A 15,392-nucleotide genomic window follows, 5' to 3' on the forward strand; every position below is an offset into this window, starting at 1 on the left:
CGGTGCTGGGTGCTCATGGCAACCTGCATGGTCTCGGTCACGGTGAGGCCGGGGAACAGCGTCGCCTGCTGGAAGCTGCGCCCGAGGCCGAAGGTGGCCCGCAGCTCGGGGGGATACTGGCTCACGTTCACGCCGCCCACGGCCACAGCGCCACCGGCGGCCGACAGCACCCCGGAGACCACGTTCAACAGCGTGGTCTTGCCCGCCCCGTTGGGTCCGATCAGACCGACGATCTCGCCCTCTCGGACCTCGATGGACACGCCGTCGAGGGCGTGGTGGCCCCCGAAGGAGAGCCGAACGTCCTCGACACCCAGGGCCGGCGAGTCGGCGGCGGCAACGTCGCGCTCCTTCGTCTCCGCGGCCAGGAGGTCCAGGCGGCCCTGCCACCACGATTGCACCGCGCCCGCGATCCCCTGGGGGTACTTGCGAAGGGCGAGGACCAGACCCAGGCCGCCGAAGAGCAGCTCGAAACCGACGCCGGAGCCGGCCTGCGAGCTGAACAGGCTCGAGACATAGGGGCTCACCAAGAAGGTCAGCCCGTAGACGACGACCCCACCGGCCACGGCCCCGGTCACCGAGCCGATCCCGCCGATCACCACCGCGGCCAGCACGGCGAGGGACAGGTCGGCTGGGAACTGGGAGGCGGAGACGTTCCGCCATGCGTCGGCCCACAGCACGCCGGCCGAGCCAGCGAGGAACCCCGAGACGCAAAGGGCCCCCACCTTGACGGTCGTGGGGGTCACCCGGAACGACGCAGCCCGAGCTTCGTCGTCCCGAACGGCGATGATGAGCCGCCCCGGCTGCGAACGGCGGAGGGCCCACATCGCGGCCGCGGCGACCACCACCACGCCAAGGGCGATGTAATAGACGGCGAGCTGTGACGATGGGCTCCCCAGGCCGGCGGCGAGGCTCGGCTGCTGGAGGACGATCCCGAAGGGTTGAGCCGACCCGAACCAGCCCTTGTGGAACAGCCAGTCAGGTGCCACGACGGCGAAGCCGAGAGTGGTCACGGCCAAGGTCAGCCCGGGCACGCGCAGGGCGGGCAAAGCGACGAGGCCCATCAAGGCGGCACCCACCAGGCCGCAGACGATCAGCAGGAAGAGCACCGACCAGCCCTTGGGCATCAGGTGGGCGGCGACGAAGGCACCGGCACCCACGAAGGCGAACTGGCCGAGGCTCACCTGGCCCGCCCAGCCGATGGCGACGGTCAGCGACAGCGAGACCACGGCGTAGATGAGCACGAGGGCCAGGTCGAAGCGGGTTCCCTCGCTGTTGAAGATGGGAAGCACCGGAACGATGAGCCCCACGAACAGGGCGCCAATCAAGAGGGTGCGGGGGCCATAGCGGACGGTGAAACGGTCGCGGATGGCCTCGGGGATGCGGAGGGGTGGCCGGTCCTCCACGATCGCGCCCGCCGTGGCGAACACCCGTCCGATGGCGCCGCCGCGGACCAACACGATGCCGATGATGAAGAGGAAGACGACGAGCTCCGAGGTCGCCGCGTTCGAGGTGACAGCCAGCGTGATCTGCTGTGCCAGTCCGATGAGCAGTCCGCCGCCCAGGGCAGCGGGCAGCGACGTGAACGCGCCGACGGCGGCCGCCCCCAGAGCGAGCAGGAGGAGCTGCGGCCCGAGGACGGCCGCGGCAGAGGCCCCGTTCGAGCCGAACGAGGGGCTCTGGAGGATGGCGGCGACCGCAGACAGGCCGCCGGCGATGGCCCAGGTGATGGCCGAGACCCGGGTGGCGGACACGCCCGACAGCCGCGCTGCGTCCGGGTTGGACGCGGCCGCCCGGATCATGGTGCCGAGGAGGGTGAACCGGAGGAAGACGGCCAGGCCGGCCACGATGAGCGGAGCCAGGACCAGCACCATGATGTCGGCCCCGCTGAGAATCACGCCGCCCACGTGCACACTGGCGTGGAACGGCAGTGGGTAGCCGGTATAGACCGCCTTCGAGCCGTTGGGACCGAGGGCCGGGATCAGGGCCAGGGCCAGCAGGACCTGGGTGACCCCGACGGTCACCAGCAGCAGCGAGACCGCAGACGCCGATCGGGCCCGCAGGGGCCGCACGACCCAGCGCTCGACGCCCACTCCGACGGCGATCCCGACGGGCACGCATACCGCGAATGCGACCCACCAGCTCCAGCCCCAGTCGATGACGAACTTGGCTAGCAGCTGGGCGGACAAGGCGCCCAGCTGGGCGTGAGCCAGGTTCAGGAACCGGTTCGACTTGTAGACCAGAACGATGCCCACGGCCAGCAGCCCGGTCAGCGTCCCGTTGATCAAGCCGAGTACGAGGGTGCCGGAGGTCATCGTCGTCTCCTAGCCATCAGAAGGAAGGCGAGAAGCTCGGGCTGTCCAGCTGCCAGCAGCGGCAGGAGGTGTGGTAAGTGACGGCCCGCCAGAACTCGCCTCCCCACGTCGTGCCCGGAGCCGAGAAGTTGTTGGGCCCATAGGGGAAGGAGAACGGCACCGGGCCGGCCCGCTGCAGCCCGGCCGCCACCTGGCCCGGGGCCACGCTGGGAGCGTGGTCGACCGCGGCGGCGAACATCCACGCCGTGTCGCAGACCGCCCCCGAGAACTGGTCCGTCGAGGCGATGGCGCCGGGCTGGCCGTGGCTCGTCATGATCTGGTCGCACTGGACGGTGGTCGGGTCCTCCTTGAACCCGGGCGTGGTCTGTGCCCCGTACTGCTCGGGCGTGATGGCCAGGGCGTTGTCGAAGTTGTTCGGGTCGGGAGCGAACGCCGGGTTGCCCGAGATGGCGACACTTCCGTCATCCGGGATCGTCCACTGGGGCCTGAAGCCCTGCGCCTGGGACTGCTTGGTGATGTTCTGCATGTCCTCGAGGTCGTTGTCGATCGTGGCTGTCGTGACCCCGTCCTTCTTGAACTGGACCACACCCGCTTCGATCGCACCCGGCGAGGCGAAGGCGGAGGGACAGCCGAGGTCATAACGATCGATGGCGCTCGAAGGAAGCCCGGCGGCCTGGAGGTCAGCGAGCATCGCCTGGTTCACCTCGGGCTGGCAGTCCTTGTAGAAGATCCCGAGCTTCTTGAAGCCATGGCCGGGGTCGAACATGTTGAACTGCTTCGAAGCGAAGGCCCAGTTGCGGTACACGACCTGGAGCGCCCCGTCCCCGCTGAAGTAGTACGGGTAGTAGTGCTGGACGTCGGCCTGGGAGAGCTCGAGGTCCTCGAACACCGGGATGTGGGCCTGGAGCAGGCAGGTGTCCGGGCTCTGGGGCAGGAAGCCGAATAGAACAGCGAAGTCCTTGTGCTGGATGAAGGCAAGGCACGCGCTCTGGGCGCTGGAGGGGTTGAACTCGTTGTTGGTCTGGAAATCGGGGACCATCTTCTGGCACGCCGCCCCGCCGGACTTGTTGATCGCGTCGAACATGGCGTTCCACATGCCCTGCTGCTGGCTGGGTGTGGGAGCCCCGAACACGTTGTTGAGCCCGCCGCTGTCGACCAGGACCACGCCCACGTTCATGGTCTTCTGTGGGCCAGAGCATCCCGCCAGAGACCCTCCGGGTGTGCCAGGCAGCCCGCCTCCGGCGGTCGCGCCGCTGCCCCCTGCGGGTCCACCTGCTGCTCCTGTCGCGCCTGCGGACCCTGGGCCTGCGGTAGCTGTGGTGGCAGCGGTGCCAGTGGTTGCAGACGCGCCCGCCGGTTCCCCGGTGGCGTTGGTGCCTCGGGCCCCGCTCCCGAATCCCGCCCCGAGGTTGGTGGAGGGCCCCCCACTGGCCAGGGGGACGGCCATCCATGCGACGAGGGCCAGGGCCGTGGCCATGGCGCCGACTGCGGCGGCCTGCTTGCCGGGCGATGCCCGTCGCCACCACAGTCGGAACTCGAGAAACGGAGTCGTGGCCGTCGCTCCATCCATGGCTGTCATGCCCTCCCCTTGCTTGGCCGCGCGCTGTTGTCGCGCTGGATCTGCAGGGCCCTGATCATTTGGAGACCGGCCCTTCCCACAGCCGCCACATCGCCACCGAGGCTGCGGGACCTTGCGCCACCGAGCCCCTCAGGCAGCTGCCATCGGCTGCTACCCAACTGGCGGGGGCCGGAGCCTGCACCGCCTCTGACATGACAGGCAGCCCGGCGGCAGCTGGGTGGCGACGCAACGTGGCGGCGAACGCAGCTGGCGAGGGGCACGCGCCAGCTGCGTCGAGTGCTCTGGCGACGAACGACGTCTGCGACCAGGCGCCAGCCGACTCCAGCGACGACCACACCGGCGCGTCCGCACTCTCCGTGCCGCCGTCGAGCCACATGACGCCAGCGGTCGGTGGACTGGGCGCCTGACGCGCCGCGGTGAGCCCGGCGACCGTGTACGAGGCGACGGTGGCGGCGCTCGAGCCCCGTGTGGGCCCGCCCGTTCCGATCGCCACCAGCTGCACCGGCTTGAGGACGCTCAGGACCTGGGCCACCCAGGAGGCAAAAGCCGGCGCACCACCCGGCGCGGTGAGCTGGGGCACCAGGACCAGCTGGAGCAGGACGCCGCGCTGAACGAGGTCACCGACGGTGCCTGCCAGTGACGGGGGCACCGGTGTTCCTTGTACCAGCCCCACCGGCACGGTTGGACTCCTCCCTCCCATCTCGGCCGAGAGCACGGGGCCCCAGCTGGCATTCGGGGCTCCCGATGCCGCGACCGGGACGTCGAGGTACATCCACTGCCTGGGCACCTGTGCCGGTCCCGCACCGGCTTGGCCGGCAGACCCGCCGCCGGGGACTGATCCGGCGGGGACCGGGCCGGAGCCTCCGGCGAGAAGCTGTCCGCACAGCGCGGTGAGCTGGGCAGCGAGGCCGTCGGCCGGAGTGCTCGTGGAGGGAAACGACACCGGGCAGGTCGAGCTCGGTGTCGTCGGACCGGGTGCGGCAATCGGACCAGGCCCGCTCGGCGCACTGGCGGAGTCGGGCGAGGCGCCTGCGCCCGTTCCGCTGTCGCCCGAGGGCGAGCTCAGGCTGTTGTCAGGTGCAAGGCCGGCGGCGCCAGCAGAGTCCGAGGAAGGAGTTGCCAGCATCGAGGCGTCCGACGCCAGCTGTGCCCCCTGGCCGCCGGGAGGTGCCGTGGCGTTGCCCGACTGACCTGTCGCGCTGGTCGGGAAGCCAGCTGCGACGTTGTTCAACAGGCCGCCCCCGGACGGGACCGCGATCCAGACGAGGAACGCAAACGTTCCGGTCGCTGCCGCGATCGCCCGGGACCGTGGGCCGTTCGATGCCTCCCGCCACCAGACGCGAAAGGCCGTGAACGGCGCATCGAAACGCTTCATGCGTGACCCGTGCTCCCCAGCCTCGATTCGCTCCGATCGACGCGCTGCTTTCCCGCTACCAGGGTGTCGGACTGAGAACCATGGCTGCCGCCGGCCGCGGTCGTGCCATCGAGCAGGGGGATCACGACCAACCCCCGTCCGAGCGGGCCCCACGTTGCGGCGAGCTCTGTCTAACTTTCTTGGCCCCCATACCCCAGCACTCCAAAGGTCCTTAATTTGACATCGGAGTCAACGCAATCCTACCAGGCTTCGGTAAATTTCGCCTTTGCCAGACAAGAACCCTACTCTCAAAATTTGAGAAATGCAATCTCCAACCCGTGCCGCTCGAGCCGGCTGCCGGCAGCTATGGCATCGGCAGCTCTCCCGACGATGGGCTCGGCGGGCCCGAGCGAACGGCTCGACCGATTGACTCCGGGGCGCACAGCCCTGTCACCGCCGCCCGCTCGCACGACCATGCCCGGCCCGCGAACGGCGGCATACTCATCCCGTCGACGTGCACGTCGATGCCGGTTCGGCAACGGTGCGGCAGGGGCGCGATTTCTTATCTGCCGAGCAGGAACTTCACGATGTCGGTGGCCGGGGGGAACGACTCGGTGATGCCCGAGCTGAAGTAGCCGGCATCGGTGACCATGGTGATGCCCGAGATCGCGGCGGCCGCATCGCTGCAAAGAAACACGAGGGCAGAGGCCTGCTCCGACGGCGTGGACGCCTCGACCCCGACCTCGCCGCGGTAGTCGGCACCGAATCCGAGCCACAGCTCCTTGTTCGCCTGCGCGAGGGGCGTGTCGGTCGGCCCGGGACAAATGGCGTTGATCCGTATCCCCTGCTTCAGCAGGGGATAAGCCTGCTGGGCGACGTAGGCGCAGATCGCCTGCTTGCTGAACATGTAGTCCGCCTTGCCGTGTTCGCCCACCCACGCCACGGCCGAGTCGAAGTCCGGCTTCGCCAGGAACTCGATGAGCTGTGGGAGGTTCGCCTCCCATCCGAGTCCGGCAGCCGAGGAGATGAACCCGATGGCCGAGCCCCGAGGCAGCAAGCCACCCGCCAGGAGACGGTCTATCAGGTGCCGGTGCCCGATGAAGTTGATCTTCTCGATATCCGGCGTCCCGTCAGCGACCCCTGCGCAGGAGAACAGGGTGTCGACCGGCCCACCGCACTCGTCGGCGGCGGCGTCGATGGACACGGGGTCGGCCAGGTTGAGATGTATGGCCTTGGCTCCGGGGAGGTTGACCTCGGCGAAGTCCATGACCACGACCTCGGCCCCGGCGTCCTGCAACAGCTTGGCGGTGGCTGCCCCCATCCCGCTCGCGCCCCCTACGACGAGGGCTCGCTTGCCGTCATACCGGAATGCGTCGAACAGCGACATGTCATCTTCTCCTTGCAAAGGGGCTCAACCGACGACGCCGCGGACCTTCAGGTCGACGATGGTATCCCAGTCGAGCCCCAGGTCACCGAGGATGTCGTCGCCGTGCTCGTTGAACTCGGGAGCACGTCCGGGGCTCGCGGGCTGCTCGTCGTACTGGACGGGCGCGGCGACGAGACGGAACGGGACGCCTGCCGCGGTCTTGCAGTCCTGCACATAACCGTTGGCGGCGCTCTGAGGATCGGCGGCCGCTTCTATGCTGTGCTGCACCACGGCCCACTGCCCATCGAAATCTGCCAGATCCTCGCGCCATTGCGCCAGTGAGCGCTGCGCGAACGTGGCGCGCAGGATGTCGCTCGCCGCGCCGCTGTTGGCCAGCAGGGAGGCGTGGTCGGCGAAGCGGGGGTCCATGACGAGCTCCGGACGCCCGATCACCTCGCACAGCCGCGGCCAGTACTTCCCCGCCTGGAGACAACAGAGTGAGATGTGGCGTCCGTCCTCAGTCTGATAGGTGGCGGACAGCGGGTTCCGCGGTGCGTCGGCGGGTGGCGCCGTCAATGGCTTGTCCAGGAGGAGCGACAAGGCGATCCCCTGGCCCATCGCCCACATCCCGGTGCCGAGCAACGACACGTCCACGGTGGTCGCTTCTCCAGTCCGTTCGCGGTGGAAGAGCGCGCCCATGATTCCACCAGCGATGGTCATGGCGCCGATCGAATCCCCGAACCCGGGGGCCGGCTGCATCGGCACCCGTTCCTGCTCCGGCGGCTTGCCGCCGAGCGCCGTGCCCGCGCGGCACCAAAACGCAAGCGAATCGTACGAACCCTTGTCGGCATCGGGCCCGCGCTCGCCTTGGCCGGTGCCGCGGACGTAGATAATCCGAGGGTTGTGTGCCCGGATGTCGTCCACGTCGATCTTGAGCTTCTTGCGGATCCCCGGCAGCTTGTTGGTCAGGAACACATCGGAGTGCGCGGCCAGCTTGTAGAGAACATCGAGGCCCTCGGCCGACGACAGGTCGAGGGCGAAGCTGCGCTTACCGCGGTTGGAGTGCTCGAGGAGGGCGTGGACGTCGTTGGGGACAGCGACGACCCCGGTCGACGCCAGCCCCCGCATGGCATCCCCGCGTTCGACCATCTCGACCTTGACGACATCGGCGCCCCAGTCCGCCAGCAGGGCCGACGCCGCCGGCACGAAGGTGTGCTCCGCAACCTCCAGGATGCGGACGCCCTGCATGACTGCGGTCATCAATCTCCTCCGAAGTCTCCCTGCGAGCCCTCGACCGGCTACGGCCTCTCGGACTATTCTGACATCGACGTCAATAATGATGCCAGATCAGCAAGAAAGGTAGGAACTGGTGAAGCTGGAGGGACGTTCCGCTATCGTCACCGGGGGCGCCGGCGGGCTTGGCTCTGCGACGGTCCGCCACCTGGTCGGGTCCGGTATGTCCGTCGCCATCTTCGACCGGGACGGTGACCGCGCCAGCGAGCTCGCCAAGGAGCTCGGCGACCCCGCGATCGCGGTCGGCGGCGACGTAACGGACGACGAGGACGTGTCTGCCTCCATCGATGCCGCCTCGTCGCTCGGTGTCCTCTCGCTCCTGGTCAATGTGGCCGGAGGGGGGGTTGGGGGTGGCCGCACCGTCGGGCGCGACGGCACGCCGCACGACAAATCTGCCTTCGTCATGACCATGGAGATGAATGCCATCGGGACCTTCAACATGAGCCGCCTCACGGCGGCGGCCATGGCGAAGAACGAGCCGGACCAGGAGGGCGAGCGCGGCGTCGTCGTAAATACTGCTTCGATCGCAGGCTACGAGGGGCAGATCGGTCAGGTGGCGTACGGGTCGGCCAAAGCCGCCATCCTCGGGATGACCCTACCCATGGCACGCGATCTGGCGCCCATCGGCGTTCGGGTGTGTGCCGTCGCTCCCGGCACCATGGGGACACCGATCATGTTGAACGTCCCCGAGCAGGTGAAGGAAGGTCTGCTCGAGGGCATCGTGTTCCCGAAGCGGATGGGACGGCCGGAGGAGTTCGCGCTGCTTGTCGAGTCCATCGCACGCAACCCCTACCTGAACGGCGAGAACATCCGGCTCGACGGCGCTCTGCGCTTCGCGCCCAAGTAGTAGCACCGCCATCGGTGCGCTCCTCGATGTTGGCTTCCTTCCAGCGCCGTGGTCAGGCAGGGGGCCGAGGGACCACTGCGACAGACGGGATAGAGGCGCCGGCCCCACATTGCAGCACGGCGTCGACGATCCTCACGAGCTCGTCGGCGTCGAGCAGCGACCCGGCGAAGTAGCCGCGAGCCGACCAGACCGGTCCCAGCTCCGCCGCCAGCTCGCTGTCCCAGCTGTTCGCGAACTGTGTCATCGCCGGCCCTTCCCCGCCTGCGCAGTCGCCGACGATCACCCGGGTGAAACCGACATTCGGATGCTCCACCCGCCAGGCCTCGACGAGCTTGTCGAGCGCCGCCTTGCTCACGACGTATGCGCCCAGGCCGGGCCACGGTGGTGTGAGTGACGCGCTTACCGTGGATAGATAGGCGGCGACGGCGCCTGAGGCCACCAGGTGTGGGATGGCCGCGGCGGTAACCAAGGCGGCGCCGACGACGTTGGTGTCGAAGGTCCGGCGCCACGTCGGCGCGTCGATGTCGGTCAGACGGGCCAGGGGGCCGATTCCCGTTGCGTACACGAGACCGTCAATGCCGCCGAGTCCCGTCGCCGCCTCCTCAATGGCGGCGTCGCACGACGACTGGTCTGTGACATCACATCTGATGGCCAGCGTGCCTGGCCCGGCCTCCTTGGCGGCGTCGAGAAGGAGGTCGTGCCGACGGGCGAGAAGTGCGACGTGCTCTCCCCGCTGCCCGAGACCCACCCCGATGCACCGGCCGAGGCCACTCGATGCACCGACGACAACGGTCCTCATCCGCCCCACCTATCCTCGACGTCGATGTCGATACTAGTGCGTCGCCATCTATCAGCCTCGGTGCCATTCCCCCCGGCGCCATTCCCCTCGGCGCCATTGCCCTTTGTGATGGAGGAGCGGTGAAGCCCCTTCCTGAGCTGACTCCCGCCAACCGGTGGTTCTGGACATCGGGTGCCGACGGCTCCCTTCGCATCCAGGGCTGCGAGGACTGCGGTGCGATGGTTCACCCGCCGACGCCGATCTGCCCCCGGTGCCGGAGCCGGTCCTGGAAGCCGAAGGTGGTCTCGGGGCGGGCCACGGTCGTCGCCTTCACGGTGAACGCACATCCCTGGCTGCCGGCCTTCGAACCACCGTACGTCGTGGCCAACGTCGCCCTCGCCGAGGACCCGACGGTGCGCCTCACGACGAACATCATCGGGTGTGAGCCGGGCCAGGTGCACATCGGTCAAGAGGTGGTCGTCCGGTTCGACCCGCAGGGGGAGGTCTGGCTCCCGTTGTTCGAGCCGACCGGCGCCACGGATCCGGTGGATCGGATCCCGCCACCGGAAAGGCCTTCGCCGCGGCGGCCTGCGAGCTCCGAGCGCTTCGAGCATCGGGCGGTCCTCTCGGGGATCGGCCGGTCGGCTCTCGGACGCCGCCTGATGGTCGATCCGCTGTCACTCACGATCGACGCGTGCCTGGCTGCGGTCGCCGACGCCGGTTTGACGCTGGCCGACATCGACGGGCTCTCGACCTACCCTGGCGCCGCCGGCGTCGGGATGAGCGAGGGTGGTGTGACCGCCGTCGAAGAGGCCCTGCGGCTCCATCCCACCTGGATCAATGGCGGGGGCGATCTCCCGGGGCCAGGGGGTGCGGTGACCGCCGCGATGCTGGCCGTCGCCGGCGGGCTGTGCACTCACGTTCTGTGCTTCCGTACCGTTTGGGAATCTACCTACGCAGCCCTCCGAATGGGCGGTGGCGCCGCGGGACGCTCCACTGGTGCCCTGATGGAGTGGCGCGCGCCGTTCGGCGCCATGTCGGCGGCGAACTGGATCGGCATGAACGCGAACCAGTATCTGCACCGCTACGACGCCACCCGGGAGATGCTCGGTTACATCGCGCTCAACGGGCGGGCCAACGCGGCCCGCAACCCCGCAGCGATCTACCGCGAGCCCATGACGATGGACGACTATCTCTCCGCTCGCCCGATCACGAGCCCCTTCGGGTTGTACGACTGTGACGTTCCCTGCGACGGCTCGGTCGCCGTCATAGTCTCCGACGCGTCGGTGGCAGGCGACCTGCCCAAGCCAGCGGTGCGAACGGTGGCAGTCGGAACGCAGATCCTCGAGCGAGTCTCGTGGGATCAGGGCACGCTCACGCACGAGCCACAGGTGCTGGGTCAGGCCGCGCACCTCTGGACCAGGACGAGCCTCCGTCCCGCCGACGTCGATGTCGCATTGCTGTACGACGGGTTCACCTTCAATGCCATCTCCTGGCTGGAGGCGTTGGGATTCTGTGGGTTCGGGGAGGCGAGCGACTGGCTCGACGAGGGTCGCCGGATCGCGCTCGATGGCGAGCTGCCGGTCAACCCGCACGGCGGTCAGCTCTCCGAGGGCCGAACCCACGGGTTCGGGTTCATCTACGAGGCAGTGGCGCAGCTACGCCACGATGCTGGCGATCGCCAGGTGGACGGTGCGACCACCGCGGTGGTTGCTACCGGCGGGGGCACGCCGTCGGGCGTACTGCTCCTTCAACGTGACGGTGCCTGATGTCGCTGGATCGACATGGGTTGCGGCAGACGACGCGGCAGATGGATGTGGGCGATTCGAGCCGGTGAGCCGGGACAGGTGACCTTCCGATCGACCCAGTCGTACGGTTCAATGTCGCTCCTTCGTCGACCTCGACACCCGTCGGGACGTGACGGCCGCGAGGCAGAACTCGGCGATGTGGTCGATCTCTGCCTGTGTCGGACGGACTCCCCGTCGCAAGAGGTCCGACAACATGCCGACGACGGTGTGCGCGGCGAGCGCGGCGTCGGTCTCGGCGGCGGTGCTGCCGAGCTGAGCGAACGGTTCGCGTAGCAGCACCGCGAGCGACTCCGCATGCGACGGCCGGTTCGAGCCGAGACTGTCGCTGATGCGGCCGCCGTTCCACAGCACGGCCCGAGTCGTGGCGGCGATGTCGTCGTCGGCCGCCTGGGACATCACACCCTCCACCCAGCGTCGTACACGCCCTTCGGGCGTCCGTGCCTTTGCCATCTGATGGTGCAGGTAGCTCGCCAGTCGCGCCGCGCCGTCTTCGATGATCGCGGCAACGAGTGCTTCCTTCGAGGCGAAGTGGCGATAGAAGGCGTCGTTGGAGAGGCCGGCCGCAGCCACGATGTCGGCGACCCGCGGGCTTGACGTGGTGCCGCACTTGCGCATGGCGTCGAGCCCAGCATCGAGGAGCCGCCGGACCTCGTTCGCGTACTGCGCACCGCGCTTGGCAAGGGTCTGCCGGGCGATCGCCTCAGCGGGGTCGGTCGGCTCGGGCAGAATTGCATTTGAGGACATCAGAACGTTATTCTGGCAGGGTCGAGAGGAGAGCGCCAATGGCGTGGGATTTCGAGACCGAGCCGGAGTTCCAAAAGAAGCTGGAATGGGTCGACGCCTTCGTGCGCGACGAGGTCGAGCCCCTCGACATGGTGTGGCCGGGGCTCGCGTTCACGCCGTTGGACGAGACGCGGCGGCGGGTCGTGGACCCGTTGAAGGAGGAGGTGCGCCGCCACGATCTGTGGGCCACCCATCTGGGGCCTGAGCTCGGCGGCCAGGGGTACGGGCAGCTGAAGCTGGCGCTCCTCAACGAGATCCTCGGCCGGTCCTCATGGGCGCCGATCGTGTTCGGGTGTCAGGCGCCCGATACCGGCAACGCCGAGATCATTGCCCACTACGGCACGCCGGAGCAGAAAGAGCGCTACCTGCAGCCCCTGCTCGACGGTGAGCTCTTCTCCTGTTACTCGATGACCGAGCCCCATGCCGGGGCCGACCCCACGATGTTCACGACCAGGGCCGAGAAGGACGGCGACGAGTGGGTCATCAACGGGTGGAAGTTCTTCTCTTCGAACGCCAAGACGGCGTCGTTCCTCATCGTCATGGCGGTGACGAACCCCGACGTGAGTGCCTACCAGGGCATGTCGATGTTCCTGGTGCCGAGCGGCACGCCGGGCATCGATATCGTCCGCAACATCGGCCTGGCCGGCGAATCGCGCGGCGAAGGCGCGCACGCTCTCATCCACTACCTCGACGTGCGGGTGCCGGCGAACGCGCTCCTCGGTGGGGAAGGCCAGGCGTTCGCGATCGCCCAGACGCGCCTCGGTGGGGGGCGGATCCACCACGCCATGCGCACCATCGGGTTGGCGAACAAGGCGCTCGACATGATGTGCGAGCGTGCCCTCAGCCGTGAGACCCAGGGCAGTATCCTGGCCGACAAGCAGTTCGTGCAGGGCTATATCGCCGACTCGTACGCCCAGCTGGTGCAGTTCCGGTTGTTCGTGCTCTACACGGCATGGTCAATCGACAAGTTCAACGACTACCGCAAGGTCCGCAAGGACATCGCCACCACCAAGGTGGTCATGCCGACGGTGTTGCACGACATTGCGTGGCGGGCGATGCAGGTCCACGGCGCCCTCGGCGTCAGCAACGAGATGCCGTTCCTCGACATGATCCTCGGTGCCGGAGTCATGGGTCTCGCCGACGGCCCCACGGAGGTCCACAAGGTGACGGTCGCACGCCAGGTGCTGCGCGACTACAAGCCGAGCGACGACGTCTGGCCGACCCAGCACCTCCCAAAGCGGCGCGACGCTGCCCGGGCCAAGCTCGCCGAGTACCTCGAGCAAGAGGTGGGAAACCTGTGATCGACCTCGAGCGGTTGGCAACCTGGATGGACAGCATCGGTCTGCCGGACAAGGGCGAGCCCATCGAGCACCGCTTCGTCTCGGGAGGGTCGCAGAACGAGATCTACGAGATCTGTCGTGGTGACCTGCACGCCGCCTTGCGAATCCCGCCGCCCACGGCCCCCGAGAGGCGTGATGAAGGCATCGTCCGCGAGTGGCGCATCATCGAGGCGCTCGACGGGACCGAGGTACCTCACACCGAAGCGATCGCTGCGTGCACCGACATGTCAGTGCTCGGGCGGGCGTTCTACCTGATGGGCTTCATCGACGGCTGGTCGCCAATGGGGGTCGACCAGTGGCCGGTGCCCTTCGGTGATGATCTCGCGGCGCGAGCCGGGCTGGCCTACCAGCTCGTTGAGGGCATCGCGCTGCTGTCGAAGGTCGACTGGCGGGCCAAGGGTTTGCTCGACCTCGGGCGGCCCGAGGCCTTCCACGAGCGCCAGGTCGATCGCTGGACAGCCTTCCTCGACCGGATAAAGGGTCGTGAGCTTCCCGGCCTGGAGGTCGCCTCGGAGTGGCTACGGACCCATCGGCCGATCGATTACGTACCCGGCATCATGCACGGCGACTACCAGTTCGCCAACGTGATGTACCGGCACGGCGCGCCGGCTCGACTCGCGGCCATCGTGGACTGGGAGATGGGCACCGTCGGCGACCCCAAGCTCGACCTCGGCTGGGTGGCCCAGAGCTGGCCCGAGGACACCAATGCACCCGAAGCGGCCGAGTCCAGCTATGTCGACCTCAGGGGCATGCCGTCGCGTCTCGCGCTCCTCCAGCGATACGCGGAGGTGTCGGGACGCCAGGTCGACGACATCGACTATTACGTGATCCTCGCCAAGTGGAAGCTCGCCATCGTCCTCGAGCAGGGCTTCCAGCGGGCGGGCGACGACGAGAAGCTTCTCGCCTTCGGTCCCATCGTCCTCGAGCTCATGCGCGGAGCCGCCGAGCTGGCCGAATCCTCGGACTACGGCCATTGACCGACGCGCTCATCCGGGCCGAGCCGGTGATCTGAGGTACGGCGCTGCGCTGAATGGTCGGCGAAGCGCGGAGGTCCGATGCCTCAGGAAGAGGGGGTGACCGTCTTGCCCGGCACGACTGTGCCGCAGAGCGGGACGGCCCCTGAGACAGGCTGGAACGTGGACCCGGAGTACTTGGCGAACCAATAACAGTTGTCGGGTCCCAAGCTTCCCACCCGCTGGCTGAGGTTGATCGAGTGACTACCGAATAGACCCGCGGCGGTGAAGTTGGTGATGTGAGACAGGGCATTGATCAGCGAGGAATTGCTCGGGTTGGAGCCCGCCCCCTGGAGCCCCTGGACGAGCAGGGCGATCGACGTGTAGCCCGCATACTCGGCATACGTCGGGTCGGTCGTGATGCCGACGCTCTTGAGGTCGTTCTGGAACTGCGTGGTCGCGGACGTGTGCAGCTCGACGGGTTCCCACGTCGAGAGAAACGAGAGGCCCTGCGCGACCTGCTGTGCGTCGGGGCCGGCCTGCTGGAGGTCGCCACCGTAGCCGGTGGCGAACACCGCCACCTTCGGGTTGGCGCCCACCTGCCTGAGCGCGGTGATCAGCGCGAAAGCGCTGTTGGGGTCGGTGGAGGCGGTGACAGCGTCCACGCCAGCGGACTTCATCGCCAAGGCGACCGGTTGGACGTTGGTGCTGCCGAAGGGGAAGTTGGCGTTGAGGTAGCCGGCCTTCAGTCCGACAGCTTCCGCCGATGCCGCTGCCCCCTTGGCAGATTCCGCCGATGAGGGAGAGATGCTGTAGCCAAGCGAGCCCACGTTCGTCGCGCCTTGCATCTTGAAGTACTGGCCGTACGTGGTCGTGACGATCCTCGGGTCCGTATAGCCGAAGACACCGAACATGTTGTTGCTGGTGATCCATTCGGTCCCGTCCTCTGCCGCACCGATCACCGGGATGCCCTGCGACG

13 protein-coding genes are annotated in these 15,392 nt (G+C 68.0%); 5 read left to right on the top strand and 8 right to left on the bottom strand.

The genetic code is table 11. The features are described 5' to 3' along the window. The 3 genes from VH112_09875 to VH112_09885 all read right to left on the bottom strand — a co-directional run. Positions 1-2,312: ATP-binding cassette domain-containing protein (locus VH112_09875; GenBank protein ID HEX4540539.1), on the bottom strand; the 2,312-nt coding region annotated here is incomplete at its 3' end. A gap of 16 nt (positions 2,313-2,328) precedes the next feature. Then, positions 2,329-3,891, bottom strand: a complete 1,563-nt coding sequence (locus tag VH112_09880) for a hypothetical protein (GenBank protein ID HEX4540540.1) — start codon at positions 3,889-3,891, stop codon at positions 2,329-2,331. Positions 3,892-3,946: 55 nt separating this feature from the next. Next, positions 3,947-4,540 (bottom strand): hypothetical protein, encoded by a 594-nt coding sequence (locus tag VH112_09885; protein HEX4540541.1) that lies wholly within the window; start codon positions 4,538-4,540, stop codon positions 3,947-3,949. Positions 4,541-4,811: 271 nt separating this feature from the next. On the opposite strand from VH112_09885, the gene VH112_09890 reads away from it, so the two are divergent. Next, positions 4,812-5,081: a hypothetical protein gene (locus VH112_09890; protein ID HEX4540542.1), complete on the top strand. Its 270-nt coding sequence runs from the start codon at positions 4,812-4,814 to the stop codon at positions 5,079-5,081. Between the two features lie 726 nt (positions 5,082-5,807). On the opposite strand, the gene VH112_09895 is transcribed toward VH112_09890, so the two are convergent. After that, complete coding sequence (locus tag VH112_09895; GenBank protein ID HEX4540543.1) at positions 5,808-6,632, bottom strand: SDR family oxidoreductase; 825 nt, start codon at positions 6,630-6,632, stop codon at positions 5,808-5,810. Between the two features lie 24 nt (positions 6,633-6,656). Then, positions 6,657-7,859, bottom strand: a complete 1,203-nt coding sequence (locus VH112_09900; protein HEX4540544.1) for a CoA transferase — start codon at positions 7,857-7,859, stop codon at positions 6,657-6,659. A 121-nt stretch (positions 7,860-7,980) separates the two neighbouring features. Here VH112_09900 and VH112_09905 point away from each other — a divergent pair, with 121 nt between their 5' ends. Then, entirely contained in the window at positions 7,981-8,751 is a 771-nt protein-coding gene (locus VH112_09905) for an SDR family NAD(P)-dependent oxidoreductase (protein HEX4540545.1), read from the top strand. 52 nt (positions 8,752-8,803) lie between these two features. Here the strand turns inward: VH112_09905 and VH112_09910 are convergent, their stop codons facing one another. Then, positions 8,804-9,550, bottom strand: coding sequence for an SDR family oxidoreductase (locus VH112_09910; protein ID HEX4540546.1), 747 nt, complete (start codon positions 9,548-9,550; stop codon positions 8,804-8,806). Positions 9,551-9,669: 119 nt separating this feature from the next. Here VH112_09910 and VH112_09915 point away from each other — a divergent pair, with 119 nt between their 5' ends. Next, on the top strand, positions 9,670-11,298 hold the full coding sequence (locus VH112_09915; protein ID HEX4540547.1) for an OB-fold domain-containing protein: 1,629 nt from the start codon (positions 9,670-9,672) through the stop codon (positions 11,296-11,298). 108 nt (positions 11,299-11,406) lie between these two features. Here VH112_09915 and VH112_09920 read toward each other — a convergent pair whose 3' ends face one another. After that, the gene (locus VH112_09920) at positions 11,407-12,120 is read right to left on the bottom strand and encodes a TetR/AcrR family transcriptional regulator (protein ID HEX4540548.1); all 714 of its coding nucleotides are present in this window, start codon (positions 12,118-12,120) and stop codon (positions 11,407-11,409) included. Here VH112_09920 and VH112_09925 point away from each other — a divergent pair. Continuing rightward, on the top strand, positions 12,120-13,421 hold the full coding sequence (locus tag VH112_09925) for an acyl-CoA dehydrogenase family protein (GenBank protein HEX4540549.1): 1,302 nt from the start codon (positions 12,120-12,122) through the stop codon (positions 13,419-13,421). The genes VH112_09920 and VH112_09925 overlap by 1 nt on opposite strands. Continuing rightward, on the top strand, positions 13,418-14,437 hold the full coding sequence (locus VH112_09930) for a phosphotransferase family protein (GenBank protein HEX4540550.1): 1,020 nt from the start codon (positions 13,418-13,420) through the stop codon (positions 14,435-14,437). The genes VH112_09925 and VH112_09930 overlap by 4 nt, the downstream gene beginning before the upstream one ends. An 83-nt stretch (positions 14,438-14,520) precedes the next feature. On the opposite strand, the gene VH112_09935 is transcribed toward VH112_09930, so the two are convergent. Then, on the bottom strand, positions 14,521-15,392 hold an 872-nt coding region (locus tag VH112_09935; protein HEX4540551.1), incomplete at its 5' end, for an ABC transporter substrate-binding protein.

The organism is Acidimicrobiales bacterium (assembly GCA_036270875.1).
Lineage (GTDB): Bacteria > Actinomycetota > Acidimicrobiia > Acidimicrobiales > AC-9 > AC-9.

Excerpts from the sequence above, each read along its gene's own strand:
- VH112_09900 (HEX4540544.1), bottom strand. The coding sequence starts at position 7,859 with ATGCAGGGCGTCCGCATCCTGGAGGTTGCGGAGCACACCTTCGTGCCG.
- VH112_09880 (HEX4540540.1), bottom strand. The coding sequence starts at position 3,891 with ATGACAGCCATGGATGGAGCGACGGCCACGACTCCGTTTCTCGAGTTC.
- VH112_09910 (HEX4540546.1), bottom strand. The coding sequence starts at position 9,550 with ATGAGGACCGTTGTCGTCGGTGCATCGAGTGGCCTCGGCCGGTGCATC.
- VH112_09895 (HEX4540543.1), bottom strand. The coding sequence starts at position 6,632 with ATGTCGCTGTTCGACGCATTCCGGTATGACGGCAAGCGAGCCCTCGTC.
- VH112_09925 (HEX4540549.1), top strand. The coding sequence starts at position 12,120 with ATGGCGTGGGATTTCGAGACCGAGCCGGAGTTCCAAAAGAAGCTGGAA.